The organism is Streptomyces sp. x-19, from assembly GCF_046549115.1.
Classification (GTDB): Bacteria; Actinomycetota; Actinomycetes; order Streptomycetales; family Streptomycetaceae; genus Streptomyces; species Streptomyces albulus_C.
In genome coordinates, this window is record NZ_JAJPWK010000002.1 from 682861 (window position 1) to 697177 (window position 14317).

Consider the following 14317-nt stretch of genomic DNA (forward strand, 5'->3'; position numbering starts at 1 on the left):
CGCCGTCAGGCGTCCGCTCCGGCGGGGTGCCCGAGCAGCATCGTCGGCGCGCCGGCGACCCGGGTGAGGAAGACCGTGCACGCGTGCGGCCCGGCGAGCTTGAGCTTCTTGCGCAGTTCCTCGGGCTCCACCGCGGACCCGCGCTTCTTGATCACCGCGACGCCGACCCCGCGCTCCCGCAGCAGCGCCCGCAGCTTCTTGACGTTGAAGGGCAGCACGTCGGTGAGCGCGTACGCGGTGGCGTAGGGCGTCGGCCGCAGCCGGTCCGCCGTCACGTAGGCGATGGTCGGGTCGATCAGTCGCCCGTCGACCTGCTCGGCGACGTCCGCGACCAGATGGGCGCGGATCACCGCACCGTCCGGCTCGTAGAGCCAGCCGCCGACCGGGCCGGGCTCGGGATCGGGCAGGCCGGCGCCGAGCAGCGAGTCGCCGGCCGGCAGCAGGGTGGCCCGCCGGGCGCCGGCCCGGCCGGTGCCGAACCACACCACGGCCTCCTTCACGTCCCCGCCGTCGGAGATCCACTCGGTCTCGGCGTCCGCGGGCAGCGCCTCGTGCGGCACCCCCGGCGCGATCTTCAACGCCGCGTGCGGTGCGGCGCGGGCCGCCTCGACGGCCCAGGACAGCGGCGGCGAGTACGCCTCGGGGTCGAAGACGCGGCCGCCGCGTGCCTTGGTGCGGCGCGCCGGGTCCACGAACACCGCGTCGTACCCGGCGGTGTCGACCTCCGTGACGTCCGCGCACCGCACCTCGATCCGGTCCGCCAGGCCCAGCGCCTCGGCGTTCGCCCGGGCGGCCGCGCAGGCCAGCGGATCGCGGTCCACGGCCAGCACCCGGATCCCGGCCCGGGCCAGGGCGAGCGCGTCGCCGCCGATCCCGGAGCACAGGTCGGCCAGGGTCCGCACACCGAGCGCGGCGAGCCGGGCGGCGCGGTGGGCGGCCACCGGGGCGCGGGTGGACTGCTCGACGCCGTTCGGGGTGAAGTACATCCGCGCCGCGTCCGGGCCGAACTTCGCGGCCGCGCGTTGCCGCAGCCGGGCCTGCCCGAGGGCGGCGGAGACCAGCGGTGCGGGGTGGTCGCGGCGCAGCCGGGTGGCGGTCGCCAGTTCGTCCGCCGGGTCGTGGTCCCGCAGGACGGCCAGGAGCTGTTGTCCTTCGGGGGCGAGCAGCGCGGAGAAGGTGTCGAGGTCGGTCACCCGCACCATTGTGGGCCAGCCGCCGGGCGGGCCCGCGGACGGCTCGGCCCGCGGTCCGCCCGGTGGCGGGGGCCGTCAGGTGCCGGGCGTGGGGCCGGTGACCCGCGGCACCCGCTGGGTGGCGTCGGCGTCCGGCCGCGGCGGTGCCGGTCGGACCGGTTCCCGCCGGCGCTGCGCGCTGTCGCTGACCCGCAGCAGCACCGCCACCATCACCCAGTTCGCGACCATCGACGAACCGCCCGCGGCGAGGAACGGCAGCGCCTTGCCGGTGAGCGGGATCAGGCCGGTGACGCCGCCGGTGACGACGAAGACCTGGAGCAGCAGCGCCCCGGAGAGGCCGACCGCCAGCAGCTTGCCGAACGGGTCGCGGGCGGTCAGTCCGGCCCGCATGCCGCGCTGGGCCAGCAGTGCGTACAGCAGCAGGATGGCCATCACTCCGGCCAGTCCCAACTCCTCGCCGACGGTGGTGAGGATGAAGTCGCTGTTGCCGGCGAAGCCGATCAGCTCGGGGTGGCCCTGGCCGAGGCCGGTGCCGCCGATCCCGCCGCTGCCGAAGCTGAACAGCGCCTGCGCGGCCTGGTCGGAGATCAGGCCCGGCGGCCGCTTGTCCGGCGGCAGGAAGATGTCCATCGGGTGCAGCCAGGCCATCACGCGGCCCTTGACGTGCGGTTCGGTGGAGCCGACGACGCCGGCGCCGATCACGGCCATCAGCAGGCCGCAGACCACCCAACTGGTGCGTTCGGTGGCCATGTAGAGCATGATCACGAAGACGCCGAAGAAGATCAGCGAGGTGCCCAGGTCGCGCTCGAAGACCAGCACCAGCAGGCTGATCACCCAGATCGTGAAGATCGGGCCGAGCTGTCGCCCCGGCGGCAGCTGCATGCCCAGCACCCGGCGCCCGGACAGCGCCAGCGCGTCACGGCTGACGGTCAGGTAGCCGGCGAAGAACACCACGATCATGATCTTCACGAACTCGCCGGGCTGGAGCGACAACGGCCCGAGCATGATCCAGCGCTTGGCGCCGAACTTGTCCGCGCCGAAGAACGCCGGTGCCATCAGCATCACCAGCGCGACCGCCATCGTCAGGTAGATGTAGCGCTGGAGGAGCCGGTGGTCGCGCAGCACGATCAGGATGACGACGCAGACCGCGACGCCGATGACCGTCCACACCAACTGCCCGGTCGCCGCCTGGGCGATGTGCAGCCGGGGTTTCTCCGCGTAGGTGATGTCCAGCCGGTGCAGCAGCACCAGGCCGATCCCGGTGAGCAGGGTCGCCAGCGGGAGGATCAGCGGATCGGCGCGCGGCGCGAACCGGCGGACCACGAGGTGCGCCACCAGCGCGATGAAGAAGACGCTCACCGCGAAACCGCCCAGCCCGCCCCCGAGCTGCCCCTTCATGGACAGCTCGGTGTAGGCGTAGCCGAAGACGGTGATGAACACGACGAAGCCGAGCAGCCACGCCTCGGTGCGCCGACGGTTCGGGGCCTGGGCCAGCGCGGCGAACGTCATGGTGCGCTCGGCGTCGCTCTCCGGCCCCCCGGAATCCCGGGGAGCGCTGGTCAGTCCACGCACGGTTCCTCCGCCATCGATGGGTCTGGGCCGCGGGGCGGCCGGGTCGTGGCCCGGACTCGGCGGTCCCGGAGGCAAGACGGGGCAGCGTAGGGGCCGGGTTGCGGCCGGGCGGAAGGTGTGTCCGACTCCACGCCCGGCCACGGGCAGCAGATACGGTACGCGTCCCCGGCGCGCTGGCACTCCGCTTGACCGAGTGCTAACCGCGTCATAGTCTCAGCGTTGGCACTCTCCCTAAGGGAGTGCCAACACAGCGACGGGCAGGTCCGGCACCCGCGACGACGGATCGACCTGGTCGCCACCTCAGACAGTTAACCCCGTGAGATCTCCGAAGGGGGAGGTCGGATCGTGACGACCGCCAGCTCCAAGGTTGCCATCAAGCCGCTTGAGGACCGCATCGTGGTCCAGCCGCTCGACGCCGAGCAGACCACGGCTTCGGGCCTGGTCATTCCGGACACTGCTAAGGAGAAGCCCCAGGAGGGCGTCGTCCTGGCGATCGGTCCGGGCCGCTTCGAGGACGGCAAGCGCGTCGAGCTCGACGTCAAGGTCGGTGACGTCGTGCTCTACAGCAAGTACGGCGGCACCGAGGTGAAGTACAGCGGCGAGGAGTACCTCGTCCTCTCGGCTCGCGACGTGCTCGCGATCGTCGAGAAGTAAGTCACCCAGATTTGCCCTGATCTGCGCCCCTGGTTCCCGCGTTCTCATCGACCCGGGGCAGGGGCGCAGTTCGTTTGAGCGAAAGCGGTCACGGCGGCGAGGCCGACGATCGCAACGAGAGGACTTGAAGCACCCATGGCGAAGATCCTGAAGTTCGACGAGGACGCCCGTCGCGCCCTTGAGCGCGGCGTCAACAAGCTGGCCGACACGGTCAAGGTCACCATCGGCCCCAAGGGTCGCAACGTCGTCATCGACAAGAAGTTCGGTGCGCCGACCATCACCAACGACGGTGTCACCATCGCCCGCGAGGTCGAGGTCGAGGACCCGTACGAGAACCTCGGCGCCCAGCTCGTCAAGGAGGTGGCGACCAAGACCAACGACATCGCGGGTGACGGCACCACCACCGCGACCGTGCTGGCCCAGGCCCTGGTCCGCGAGGGTCTGCGCAACGTCGCCGCGGGTGCTTCCCCGGCCGCCCTGAAGAAGGGCATCGACGCCGCCGTCAAGGCCGTCTCCGACGAACTGCTGGCGACCGCCCGCCCGATCGACGACAAGTCCGACATCGCCGCCGTGGCCGCGCTGTCCGCCCAGGACCCGCAGGTCGGCGAGCTGATCGCCGAGGCGATGGACAAGGTCGGCAAGGACGGCGTGATCACCGTCGAGGAGTCCAACACCTTCGGCCTGGAGCTGGACTTCACCGAGGGCATGGCCTTCGACAAGGGCTACCTGTCGCCGTACATGGTCACCGACCAGGAGCGCATGGAGGCCGTCCTCGACGACCCCTACATCCTGATCCACCAGGGCAAGATCTCCTCCATCCAGGACCTGCTGCCGCTGCTGGAGAAGATCATCCAGGCCGGCGCCTCGAAGCCGCTGCTGATCATCGCCGAGGACGTCGAGGGCGAGGCCCTCTCCACCCTCGTCGTCAACAAGATCCGCGGCACCTTCAACGCGGTGGCCGTCAAGGCCCCCGGCTTCGGTGACCGCCGCAAGGCGATGCTCGGCGACATGGCCACCCTCACCGGCGGCACCGTCGTCGCCGAAGAGGTCGGCCTCAAGCTCGACCAGGTCGGCCTGGAGGTGCTCGGCACCGCCCGTCGTGTGACCGTCACCAAGGACGACACCACCCTCGTCGACGGTGGCGGCAACTCCGAGGACGTCGCGGGTCGCGTCGCCCAGATCAAGGCCGAGATCGAGGCCACCGACTCCGACTGGGACCGCGAGAAGCTCCAGGAGCGCCTCGCCAAGCTCGCCGGCGGCGTCTGCGTGATCCGCGTCGGCGCGGCCACCGAGGTCGAGCTCAAGGAGAAGAAGCACCGTCTGGAGGACGCCATCTCCGCGACCCGCGCCGCGGTCGAGGAGGGCATCGTCTCCGGCGGTGGCTCCGCGCTCGTCCACGCCGTGAAGGTCCTGGAGGGCAACCTCGGCAAGGACGGCGACGAGGCCACCGGTGTCGCCGTGGTCCGCCGCGCCGCCGTCGAGCCGCTGCGCTGGATCGCCGAGAACGCCGGCCTTGAGGGCTACGTGATCACCGCCAAGGTGGCCGAGCTCGACAAGGGCAACGGCTTCAACGCCGCCACCGGCGAGTACGGCGACCTGGTCAAGGCCGGCGTCATCGACCCGGTCAAGGTCACCCGCTCCGCCCTGGAGAACGCGGCCTCCATCGCCTCCCTCCTCCTGACGACCGAGACCCTGGTCGTCGAGAAGAAGGAAGAGGAAGAGCCCGCCGCTGCCGGCCACGGCCACGGCCACGCGCACTGACGCACCGCGCGCATCCGCCGGCGGCACGCCCGCCGGCACCCGTCGAGGCCCGGTCCCGCTCCCCGCGGGACCGGGCCTCGCCCGCGTCCGGCGCCCCGCCGGGTACCGGGGAACGGCGGTGCGTCAGGCCGAGTGGCCCAGCCCCTCCCGCCGCACCGGATCCGCGAACGGCCGCCCCGCCGCGTACCGTTCCAGCTCGTCCAGGGCGTGGTCGGCCATCCGGTGCAGCTCGGTGCCCAACGAACCGGCGATGTGCGGGGTGAGCAGCACGTTCGGCAGGTCGTACAACGGGGAGTCGGCGGGCGGGAGTTCGGGCTCGGTGACGTCCAGCACCGCGCCGAGCCGGCCGCTGGACAGCTCGGCGAGCAGCGCCGCCCCGTCGACGAGGGACCCGCGCGAGGTGTTGACCAGCGTCGCCCCGTCCGGCATCAGGGCCAGCTCGCGGGCGCCGATCAGGTGCCGGGTGGCGGGCACCTCCGGCGCGTGCACGCTCACCACGTCGCTGCCCGCGCACAGCTCGGCCAGCGCGACCTTCCGCACGCCCCACCGCGCCGCCTCCTGGGCGGTCACGAACGGATCGTGCAGCAGCACCCGCAGCGCGAACGGGCGCAGCAGTTCGATGACGCGGCGGCCGATGCGGGAGGCGCCGACGATCCCCACCGTGCGGTCGTGGTTGCCGGCACCGTCCAGCTCGCGCAGCCAGTCGTGCCGGGTGCGCAGGGTGCGGTAGCGGTGCGCGGCGGGCAGCACCCGTTTGTTGGCGAACAGGATGGCGGCCAGGGTGTACTCCGCGACCGGCCGCGCGTTCGCCGCGGCGGCCGAGCTGACGACGACGCCACGGTCCCAACAGGCGTCGGTGACATGGCCCTTGACCGACCCGGCGGCGTGCACGACGGCCCGCAGCCGGGGCGCCGCGGCCAGCACCCGGGCGGTCAGCGGCGGCGCGCCCCAGCAGGTCAGCAGCACCTCCGCGGTGGCCAGGGCCGCCGCGACCGCGGGCTCCGCCGCGGCCAGGTCGTGCGCGACGAGCCGGTCGTCCGTACGGACCAGGCGGGCCAACCGGGCCCGCTGCGACGGCCCGAGCAGCCGTTCGGCGATGCCTGGCCCCATGGCCAGAAGAAGGGCTGGGCGCATCTGTCGACTCCTCCTGCGTGATGGCGGGCGGCGTGCGGCTCCCGCCGCCCCGGCGGTTGCTGACTGCCCGTCGAAAGGGCGGGCAATCCCATCGGCGGCGCGCCGCCGCACCCCACCGGAAGACCACACGCCACCCCGGCCACCACGGGACACGCCCCGCCGCCCCGCTACCGTTCCGGTATGACGACTGCACTGATCACAGGAGCGACGGCCGGCATCGGCGCCGCGTTCGCCCGTCGGCTCGCGGGCGACGGGCACAGCGTGGTGCTGGTGGCCCGCGACGAGAAGCGGCTCCGCGAGCAGGCCACCGAACTGCACGACCGGCACGGGATCGAGGCGGAGGTGCTCAGCGCCGACCTGGCGACCGAAGAGGGGATCGCCGCCGTCGAGGCGCGCCTGACGGACCCCAAGCACCCGGTGGACCTGCTGGTCAACAACGCCGGCTTCGGCAACAAGGGCGAGTACCTCGAAGTCCCGATGGCCGACGAGCTGGCGATGCTCAAGGTGCACTGCGAGGCCGTGCTGCGGCTGACCACGGCCGCGGCGCGGGGGATGCGCGAGCGCCGGCGCGGCGCCGTGGTGAACGTGGCCTCGGTCGCGGCGTTCGTCCCGCGCGGCACGTACGGCGCGAGCAAGGCGTGGGTCGTGCAGTTCACCCAGGGCGCCGCCCGCGACCTGGCCGGCAGCGGGGTGCGCCTGATGGCGCTGTGCCCGGGCTTCGTGCGGACCGAGTTCCACCAGCGGGCCGGGATGGGGACGGACAACATCCCGGGCTGGATGTGGCTCGACGCGGACAACCTCGTCGACGCGGCCATGAAGGACCTGGCGCGCGGCAAGTCGCTGTCCGTCCCGGACCCGCGCTACAAGGCCCTGATGGGCGCCGTGAAGCTGGCGCCGCGCGGCCTGCTCGGCGGACTCACCTCGCGCACGGGACGCAAGTACGGTCCTCAGTAGGGGAGTTGCCGCACGCCTGTCGGGAGGCGGTGCGCCCCGGGGCCCGGGCGGCCGGGCCCCGGGGCGTCAGTTCGCCGTCCGCGCACGGTGCTTCAGCACGGTCGCCCGGGCCTCCGCCGGCAGCGGATCGCCCGCTTCCAACAGGCGCGGCAGCAGTTCGCGCCGGGTGGTCAGGGCGCGGAACATCAGCGCGACGGTGACGTCGTGGTCGGGCCGGTGCTCGACGCGCACCGGGTCGCCGACCCGGATCTCCCCGGCCTGGAGCACCCGCAGGTACGCGCCCGGCGTCGCGGCCGCGGTGAACCGCTTGATCCAGCCGCGCTCGTCCAGCCAGCCCTGGAACGTGCGGCAGGGGATCCGCGGGCAGGTGACCTCCAGCAACACCTCGGGCCCGACGCGCCAGCGTTCGCCGATGCGGGCGTCGGTGACTTCCAGGCCGGTGGTGGTGAGGTTCTCGCCGAAGACGCCGTTGGGCAGTGTGCGGTCCAGCTGCCGCTGCCAGTCGTCGAGGTCCTCGCGGGCGTAGGCGTAGACGGCCTGGTCGTCGCCGCCGTGGTGGCGCCGGTCCACCACCGCGTCGCCGGCGAGGCCGCTGCCGCCGATGCCCTTGGGACCGGGGGCCGACACCGCGACGGGGCCGGTCACGGGGCGCTTGTCGATGCCGGTGCCGCCCTCGGCGGAGGTGTACGGAGCGGCGAAGGCCCGCCCCACGTTCACGGACAGCAGCTTCGCGTTCATGTCCGTACGGTAAGACATCCGGCAAAAGGCGTCTTTCGATTTTTCACGGTCTGTCCAAGATTCGCTTATGCTTGAAGGGTGATCGAAGCTCGTCATCTGCGGGTGCTGCGCGCCGTGGCCCGGACCGGTTCCTTCTCCGCCGCCGCACGGGAACTCGGCTGCACCCAGCCCGCGGTCAGTCAGCAGATGAAGGCCCTGGAGCAGTCCGTCGGCACCCCGCTGCTGGTGCGCACGGGACGCGAGATGCGGTTGACGCACGCGGGTGAAGCCCTGGTCCGGCACGCGGTCGGCATCCTGGCGGGGCTCACCGCGGCCGAGGACGAGGTCGCGGCGATCGCGGGGCTGCGCGCGGGGCGGGTGCGACTGGTGTCGTTCCCGTCGGGGAGCTCGACGCTGGTGCCGACCGCGCTGGCCAAGATGCGGGCCGCGCACCCGCGCGTCCGGGTGTCGCTGGACGAGGCCGAACCGCCGCGCTCGATCGACCTGTTGCGCAACGGCGACTGCGAGATCGCGCTGGCCTTCCGCTACCCGGAGGTGCCCGGCGCCGATCCGTCCGCCGGGGCGGAGTGGGCCGACCTGGTGGTCCGGCCGGTCCTGTCCGACCGGCTGGTGGGGCTGGTGCCGGAGGGCCACCGGCTGGCACGGGCCGGCACCGCGCGCTTCGCGGACCTGGCCGACGAGCCGTGGATCGCGGGCTGCCCGCGCTGCCGCACGCACCTGGTCGAGGTCTGCGAGCGGGTCGGGTTCACCCCGCGCATCGACTTCGCCACCGACGACTATCCGGCGGTGATCGGCCTGGTCGGGGCGGGGCTGGGGGTCGCGGCGCTGCCCGAGCTGACCCTGGAGTCGGTGCGGCCCAAGGGGGCGGCGACGGTCCGTATGGAGCCGGCCGTGCACCGTGAGATCGTCGCGCTCACCCTGCCGGACCTGGCGCACGTGCCCGCGGTCGGGGCGATGCTGGACCAGCTGGCGGACGCCGCGGGCCGGTGACGCGGGCCCCGGAGGGGCGGGGCGCGCGGGCGAGGTGTCGTGAGCTGCGCAGGAACGTTTCTTCGAACGCTGGGTCGCGGCGACGGTCAGGCGCCCGGCATGCTCGCGTGGCCGGGCAACGAACTGGCCGGGACCATCCGGTGACGGGCCCGACCCATGAGCTCCTCGCGCTCGTCCTCGGTGAGGCCGCCCCACACGCCGTAGGGCTCCCGGACGGCCAGCGCGTGCGCCGCGCACTGGGCCCGCACCGGGCAGCGCATGCAGACCTCCTTCGCCGACGCCTCCCGCGCGCTGCGGGCCGCTCCCCGCTCGCCCTCGGGATGGAAGAAGAGCGAGCTGTCCACGCCGCGGCAAGCGGCCAGCAGCTGCCAGTCCCAGAGGTCTGCGTTCGGGCCCGGGAGGCGGGAGAAATCTGCCATTGCGTGTCCCCTCGGAGGCGATGCGGAGCGGGCTCGGTGCTCACGACGGTACATCTACTGTCTAAGTAGATGTAAATATGACTCATTGCGAATCTAGTCGCAGTCAACGCCAAAATGGAAGAAACAGGGCCAAATAGGGCATAGGGTGCACGCGCGGATGCCGGCTGCTCAGTGAGTCGTCTGCGTATCCGGCTCCTCACGGAGCGTGCTGAACTCGGTCGCCGAAGCCGTAACTCTTTCGAGTGACCGTCGTTGAGTGTGCGGAGGCGGTTGGCAGAGGTAGCCCTCGGGCAGGTGTCCGAGGGGTTCGTCAATCGCCCAGGTGACGATACGTACCAGCCTGGAGGCTCAAGGTGACGCGCATCAGCTGCGGAGGGCGGTCATGACATCCGTCCTCGTCTGCGACGACTCCCCGCTTGCCCGAGAGGCGCTTCGACGGGCGGTTGCGACCGTGCCCGGTGTCGAGCGCGTGACCACCGCGGCCAATGGCGAGGAGGTCCTCCGCCGCTGGGGGGCCGACCGCTCGGACCTGATTCTGATGGACGTGCGGATGCCCGGCCTCGGCGGTGTCGAGACCGTGCGTCGGCTGCTGTCCGCCGACCCCGGTGCCCGGATCATCATGCTCACGGTGGCCGAGGACCTCGACGGGGTCGCGCTCGCGGTCGCCGCCGGCGCCCGCGGCTATCTGCACAAGGACGCCTCGCGCGCCGAGCTGCGCGCGACGGTGACCCAGGCCCTGGCGGACCCGACGTGGCGGCTCGCCCCACGCCGGCTGCGGTCCGCCGAGATGGGCGCCGCACCGACGCTCACCGCCCGCGAGATCCAGGTGCTGGAGGGCATGAGTCACGGCCGCTCCAACGCCGAGATCGGACGTGAGCTGTTCCTCTCCGAGGACACCGTCAAGACGCACGCGCGGCGGCTGTTCAAGAAGTTGGGCGCCTCCGACCGGGCGCATGCCGTGGCGCTCGGCTTCCGCTGGGGTCTGGTCCGCTGAACCGTCGTGACGTGCAGCGATGCGGGGGAATGAAGATCCCCGCCCGCCCTGCGGCGGGCGGGGCGGCATGAGGCCCCGCACGCCGGCGGGCGCCACGGCGGCCCGATTCCCCGCGCGGTGCCGCATGCTTGAGGCATGGAGTTCCTCGGGGACGGGTCGTTCGGGCACGAGGGGAGGGCGCAGGAGATGACACCCGGCGCACCTGCCGCGCATAACGCTTCGGCGCACAAGCGTGGACCTGATGCCGCGGATCGTTCGCCGTCAAGGCACCATGGACCGATGCGCGATGACGGGAAGCAGGAGATCGGCGCTCTCGTCGCACGCGCCGTCGAGGGCGACCAGCAGGCCACCCACGACCTACTGGCCCACGTCCATCCGCTGGCCCTGCGCTACTGCCGCACCCGGCTGTCCCGGCTGCCCGGCGACGCCCGGCACTTCGTCGAGGACCTGGCGCAGGAGGTGTGCGTCGCGGTGCTGTGCGCGCTGCCGCGCTACCGCGACACCGGCAAGCCCTTCGAGGCGTTCGTCTTCGCCATCGCCGGGCACAAGGTCGCCGATCTCCAGCGGGCCGCGATGCGGCACCCGGGCAGTACGGCCGTGCCGTCGGACGAGATGCCCGAGCAGCCGGACGACTCGCTGGGCCCCGAGGAGCGGGCGCTGCTGAGCAGCGACGCCGAATGGGCCAAGAAGCTGCTGGCCAACCTGCCGGAGAACCAGCGGGAGCTGGTCCTGCTGCGGGTGGCGGTGGGGCTCACGGCCGAGGAGACCGGGCAGATGCTGGGGATGTCGCCCGGCGCGGTGCGGGTCGCCCAGCACCGCGCACTGAGCAGGCTGCGGGCGTTGGCCGAGCAGTAGTCCACGGAGCGTGCACCGTCCGACGTGCCGCGAATTCGCCCTGCGTGCGGCGGGAAGTCGCCGTAGGAAAGCACGAGTGACGAGCCCCTCAGTGCTCGTGGAATGGGACACCCTACAAGGCCGTTAGCATGGGAGTCCGCGCTGAGGCAAGAGCATTGGGGAAGGTGTCATGAGTGACAACGTCGAGGGTATGCCCGCCAAATTCGCCATGCTCGGGCTGACATACGACGACGTGCTGCTGCTGCCCGGCGCGTCGGAGGTCCTGCCCAACACCGTGAACACCGCGTCCCGCGTCTCGCGGAACGTCCGGGTGAACATTCCGCTGCTCTCCGCCGCGATGGACAAGGTCACCGAGGCGCGGATGGCGATCGCCATGGCGCGTCAGGGCGGTGCGGGCGTCCTGCACCGCAACCTGTCGATCGAGGACCAGGCCAACCAGGTCGACCTGGTCAAGCGCTCCGAGTCCGGCATGGTCACCGACCCGATCACGGTCCGGCCGGACGCGCCGCTGACCGAGGCGGACGCGCTGTGCGCCAAGTTCCGGATCAGCGGGGTGCCGGTCACCGACGCCGCGGGCAAGCTGCTGGGCATCGTGACCAACCGCGACATGGCCTTCGAGATGGACCGCAGCCGTCAGGTCCGCGAGGTCATGACGCCGATGCCGCTGGTCACCGGCAAGGTCGGCATCTCGGGCGAGGACGCCATCGAGCTGCTGCGCCGCCACAAGATCGAGAAGCTGCCGCTGGTCGACGACGCGGGCGTGCTCAAGGGCCTGATCACGGTCAAGGACTTCGTCAAGGCGGAGAAGTACCCGAACGCCGCGAAGGACGCTGAGGGCCGGCTGATCGTCGGTGCCGCGGTGGGCGTCGGCGACTCCGCCTACGACCGGGCGCAGGCGCTGGTCGAGGCGGGCGCGGACTTCCTGGTCATCGACAGCGCGCACGGCCACAGCCGCGGCATCCTCGACATGATCTCCAAGGTCAAGTCCAACATCAGCGTCGACGTCGTCGGCGGCAACGTCGCCACCCGCGAGGGCGCCCAGGCGCTGATCGACGCGGGCGTGGACGGCGTGAAGGTCGGCGTCGGCCCCGGCTCCATCTGCACCACGCGGGTGGTCGCCGGCATCGGCGTCCCGCAGGTCACCGCGATCTACGAGGCCGCGCAGGCGTGCCACGCGGCGGGCGTGCCGCTGATCGGCGACGGTGGTCTGCAGTTCTCCGGTGACATCGCCAAGGCGATCGCGGCCGGTGCGGACACCGTGATGCTCGGTTCGCTGCTGGCCGGCTGCGAGGAGTCGCCGGGCGAGATGGTCTTCGTCAACGGCAAGCAGTTCAAGTCCTACCGGGGCATGGGCTCGCTGGGCGCGATGCAGTCGCGCGGCCAGGCGCAGTCGTTCTCGAAGGACCGCTACTTCCAGGACAACGTGCTCTCCGAGGACAAGCTGGTGCCGGAGGGCATCGAGGGTCAGGTGCCCTACCGCGGCCCGCTGGCCTCGGTCGCGCACCAGCTCGTCGGCGGCCTGCGCGCCTCCATGGGGTACGTCGGGTCGGCCGACGTCCCGGAGCTCAAGGAGAAGGGCCGGTTCGTGCGGATCACCGCAGCCGGTCTGAAGGAGAGCCACCCGCACGACGTGCAGATGGTCACCGAGGCGCCCAACTACGCGCGCAGCTGACGCCCCCCTCGCCGTCCGCTCCGCCGAGCGGCGGCCGGATGCGCCCCCAGTCTTCCCCGTCGGGGATACTGGGGGCGTATCCGTAGGAAGGCAGAACCAGTGACTGAGATCGAGATCGGGCGCGGCAAGCGCGGCCGCCGGGCATACGCGTTCGACGACATCGCCGTGGTACCCAGTCGGCGCACCCGCGACCCGAAGGAGGTCTCGATCGCCTGGCAGATCGACGCCTACCGCTTCGAGCTGCCCTTCCTGGCGGCCCCGATGGACTCGGTGGTCTCCCCGCAGACCGCGATCCGCATCGGTGAGCTGGGCGGTCTGGGAGTGCTCAACCTCGAAGGGCTGTGGACCCGCTACGAGGACCCCGAGTCGCTGCTCGCGGAGATCGCGGAGCTGGACGGTGCCACCGCCACCAAGCGGCTCCAGGAGATCTACGCCGCGCCGATCAAGGAAGAGCTGATCGGGCAGCGGATCAAGGAGGTGCGCGAGGCCGGTGTCGTCACCGCCGCCGCGCTCTCCCCGCAGCGCACCGCGCAGTTCTCCAAGGCGGTCGTGGACGCCGGCGTGGACATCTTCGTGATCCGCGGGACGACGGTCTCCGCCGAGCACGTCTCCAGCGCCGCCGAGCCGCTGAACCTCAAGCAGTTCATCTACGAGCTGGACGTGCCGGTGATCGTCGGCGGTTGCGCGACGTACACCGCTGCGCTGCACCTGATGCGGACCGGCGCGGCGGGCGTGCTGGTCGGCTTCGGCGGCGGGGCGGCGCACACCACCCGCAACGTCCTGGGCATCCAGGTGCCGATGGCGACCGCGGTGGCCGACGTCGCCGCCGCCCGCCGGGACTACATGGACGAGTCCGGCGGCCGGTACGTGCACGTGATCGCCGACGGTGGCGTGGGCTACTCCGGCGACCTGCCCAAGGCGATCGCCTGCGGTGCGGACGCGGTGATGATGGGTTCGCCGCTGGCGCGCGCGACGGACGCGCCGGGCCGTGGCCACCACTGGGGCATGGAGGCGGTCCACGAGGACGTGCCGCGCGGCAAGCGGGTGGACCTCGGTGCGGTCGGCACGACGGAGGAGATCCTCTGCGGGCCGTCGACCACGCCGGACGGGACGATGAACTTCTTCGGCGCGCTGCGTCGGGCGATGGCCACCACCGGGTACTCCGAGCTGAAGGAGTTCCAGCGGGTGGAGGTCACGGTGGCGCCGGGGCGGTAGTCGCACCGCGTCGTCGGCTTTTCCGCCGTGCGTCGGGCCGCTCCGTCTTGTGCGGGGCGGCCCTCGCGCGTGGTGGGGTGGCTCTCGCTCGTGGAGGGGTTCGGGGTCAGGTCTCCGGTGCGGGTCGTTCGGACTGCTGCGCTTTACGTCCGAACGACCCGCACCG

General features: G+C 72.1%; 13 protein-coding genes. 8 read left to right on the top strand and 5 right to left on the bottom strand.

All coding sequences use genetic code 11. The features are described from left to right. Nucleotides 1-5 precede the first annotated feature (5 nt). Together ACLJT4_RS07715 and ACLJT4_RS07720 are read right to left on the bottom strand one after the other, a co-directional pair. Nucleotides 6-1202 (bottom strand): class I SAM-dependent methyltransferase, encoded by a 1197-nt coding sequence (locus ACLJT4_RS07715; RefSeq protein ID WP_020929933.1) that lies wholly within the window; start codon nt 1200-1202, stop codon nt 6-8. A 66-nt stretch (nt 1203-1268) separates the two neighbouring features. Next, nucleotides 1269-2702 carry an FtsW/RodA/SpoVE family cell cycle protein gene (locus tag ACLJT4_RS07720; RefSeq protein WP_411121699.1) on the bottom strand — a complete coding sequence of 478 codons (1434 nt, stop codon included), beginning with the start codon at nt 2700-2702 and terminating at the stop codon, nt 1269-1271. A 408-nt stretch (nt 2703-3110) separates the two neighbouring features. On the opposite strand from ACLJT4_RS07720, the gene groES reads away from it, so the two are divergent. Next, nucleotides 3111-3419 (top strand): co-chaperone GroES, encoded by a 309-nt coding sequence (gene groES / locus ACLJT4_RS07725; protein WP_016571324.1) that lies wholly within the window; start codon nt 3111-3113, stop codon nt 3417-3419. 135 nt (nt 3420-3554) lie between these two features. Further along, nucleotides 3555-5180, top strand: coding sequence for a chaperonin GroEL (groL, locus tag ACLJT4_RS07730; protein ID WP_411121537.1), 1626 nt, complete (start codon nt 3555-3557; stop codon nt 5178-5180). 123 nt (nt 5181-5303) lie between these two features. Here groL and ACLJT4_RS07735 read toward each other — a convergent pair whose 3' ends face one another. Beyond that, nucleotides 5304-6314, bottom strand: coding sequence for a hydroxyacid dehydrogenase (locus tag ACLJT4_RS07735; RefSeq protein ID WP_411121538.1), 1011 nt, complete (start codon nt 6312-6314; stop codon nt 5304-5306). A 180-nt stretch (nt 6315-6494) separates the two neighbouring features. Between ACLJT4_RS07735 and ACLJT4_RS07740 the strand changes: the two genes are divergently transcribed. Continuing rightward, a complete protein-coding gene (locus ACLJT4_RS07740; RefSeq protein ID WP_411121539.1) occupies nt 6495-7268 on the top strand; it encodes an SDR family NAD(P)-dependent oxidoreductase in 774 nt (257 codons plus the stop codon). A 66-nt stretch (nt 7269-7334) separates the two neighbouring features. On the opposite strand, the gene ACLJT4_RS07745 is transcribed toward ACLJT4_RS07740, so the two are convergent. After that, nucleotides 7335-8006 (bottom strand): MOSC domain-containing protein, encoded by a 672-nt coding sequence (locus ACLJT4_RS07745; RefSeq protein WP_411121540.1) that lies wholly within the window; start codon nt 8004-8006, stop codon nt 7335-7337. A gap of 78 nt (nt 8007-8084) precedes the next feature. Between ACLJT4_RS07745 and ACLJT4_RS07750 the strand changes: the two genes are divergently transcribed. Beyond that, nucleotides 8085-8996, top strand: a complete 912-nt coding sequence (locus tag ACLJT4_RS07750) for a LysR family transcriptional regulator (RefSeq protein WP_016571319.1) — start codon at nt 8085-8087, stop codon at nt 8994-8996. An 86-nt stretch (nt 8997-9082) separates the two neighbouring features. Here ACLJT4_RS07750 and ACLJT4_RS07755 read toward each other — a convergent pair whose 3' ends face one another. Beyond that, nucleotides 9083-9415: a WhiB family transcriptional regulator gene (locus tag ACLJT4_RS07755; protein ID WP_016571318.1), complete on the bottom strand. Its 333-nt coding sequence runs from the start codon at nt 9413-9415 to the stop codon at nt 9083-9085. Between the two features lie 382 nt (nt 9416-9797). On the opposite strand from ACLJT4_RS07755, the gene ACLJT4_RS07760 reads away from it, so the two are divergent. The 4 genes from ACLJT4_RS07760 (at nt 9798) to ACLJT4_RS07775 (ending at nt 14151) form a co-directional block, all read left to right on the top strand. Then, nucleotides 9798-10409: a response regulator transcription factor gene (locus ACLJT4_RS07760; protein ID WP_003948568.1), complete on the top strand. Its 612-nt coding sequence runs from the start codon at nt 9798-9800 to the stop codon at nt 10407-10409. Nucleotides 10410-10688: 279 nt separating this feature from the next. Next, nucleotides 10689-11264 carry a sigma-70 family RNA polymerase sigma factor gene (locus ACLJT4_RS07765; RefSeq protein ID WP_275464174.1) on the top strand — a complete coding sequence of 192 codons (576 nt, stop codon included), beginning with the start codon at nt 10689-10691 and terminating at the stop codon, nt 11262-11264. Between the two features lie 169 nt (nt 11265-11433). Then, nucleotides 11434-12936: an IMP dehydrogenase gene (guaB, locus tag ACLJT4_RS07770; RefSeq protein WP_016571316.1), complete on the top strand. Its 1503-nt coding sequence runs from the start codon at nt 11434-11436 to the stop codon at nt 12934-12936. A gap of 99 nt (nt 12937-13035) precedes the next feature. Beyond that, complete coding sequence (locus ACLJT4_RS07775; protein WP_020929935.1) at nt 13036-14151, top strand: GuaB3 family IMP dehydrogenase-related protein; 1116 nt, start codon at nt 13036-13038, stop codon at nt 14149-14151. Nucleotides 14152-14317: the final 166 nt, after the last annotated feature.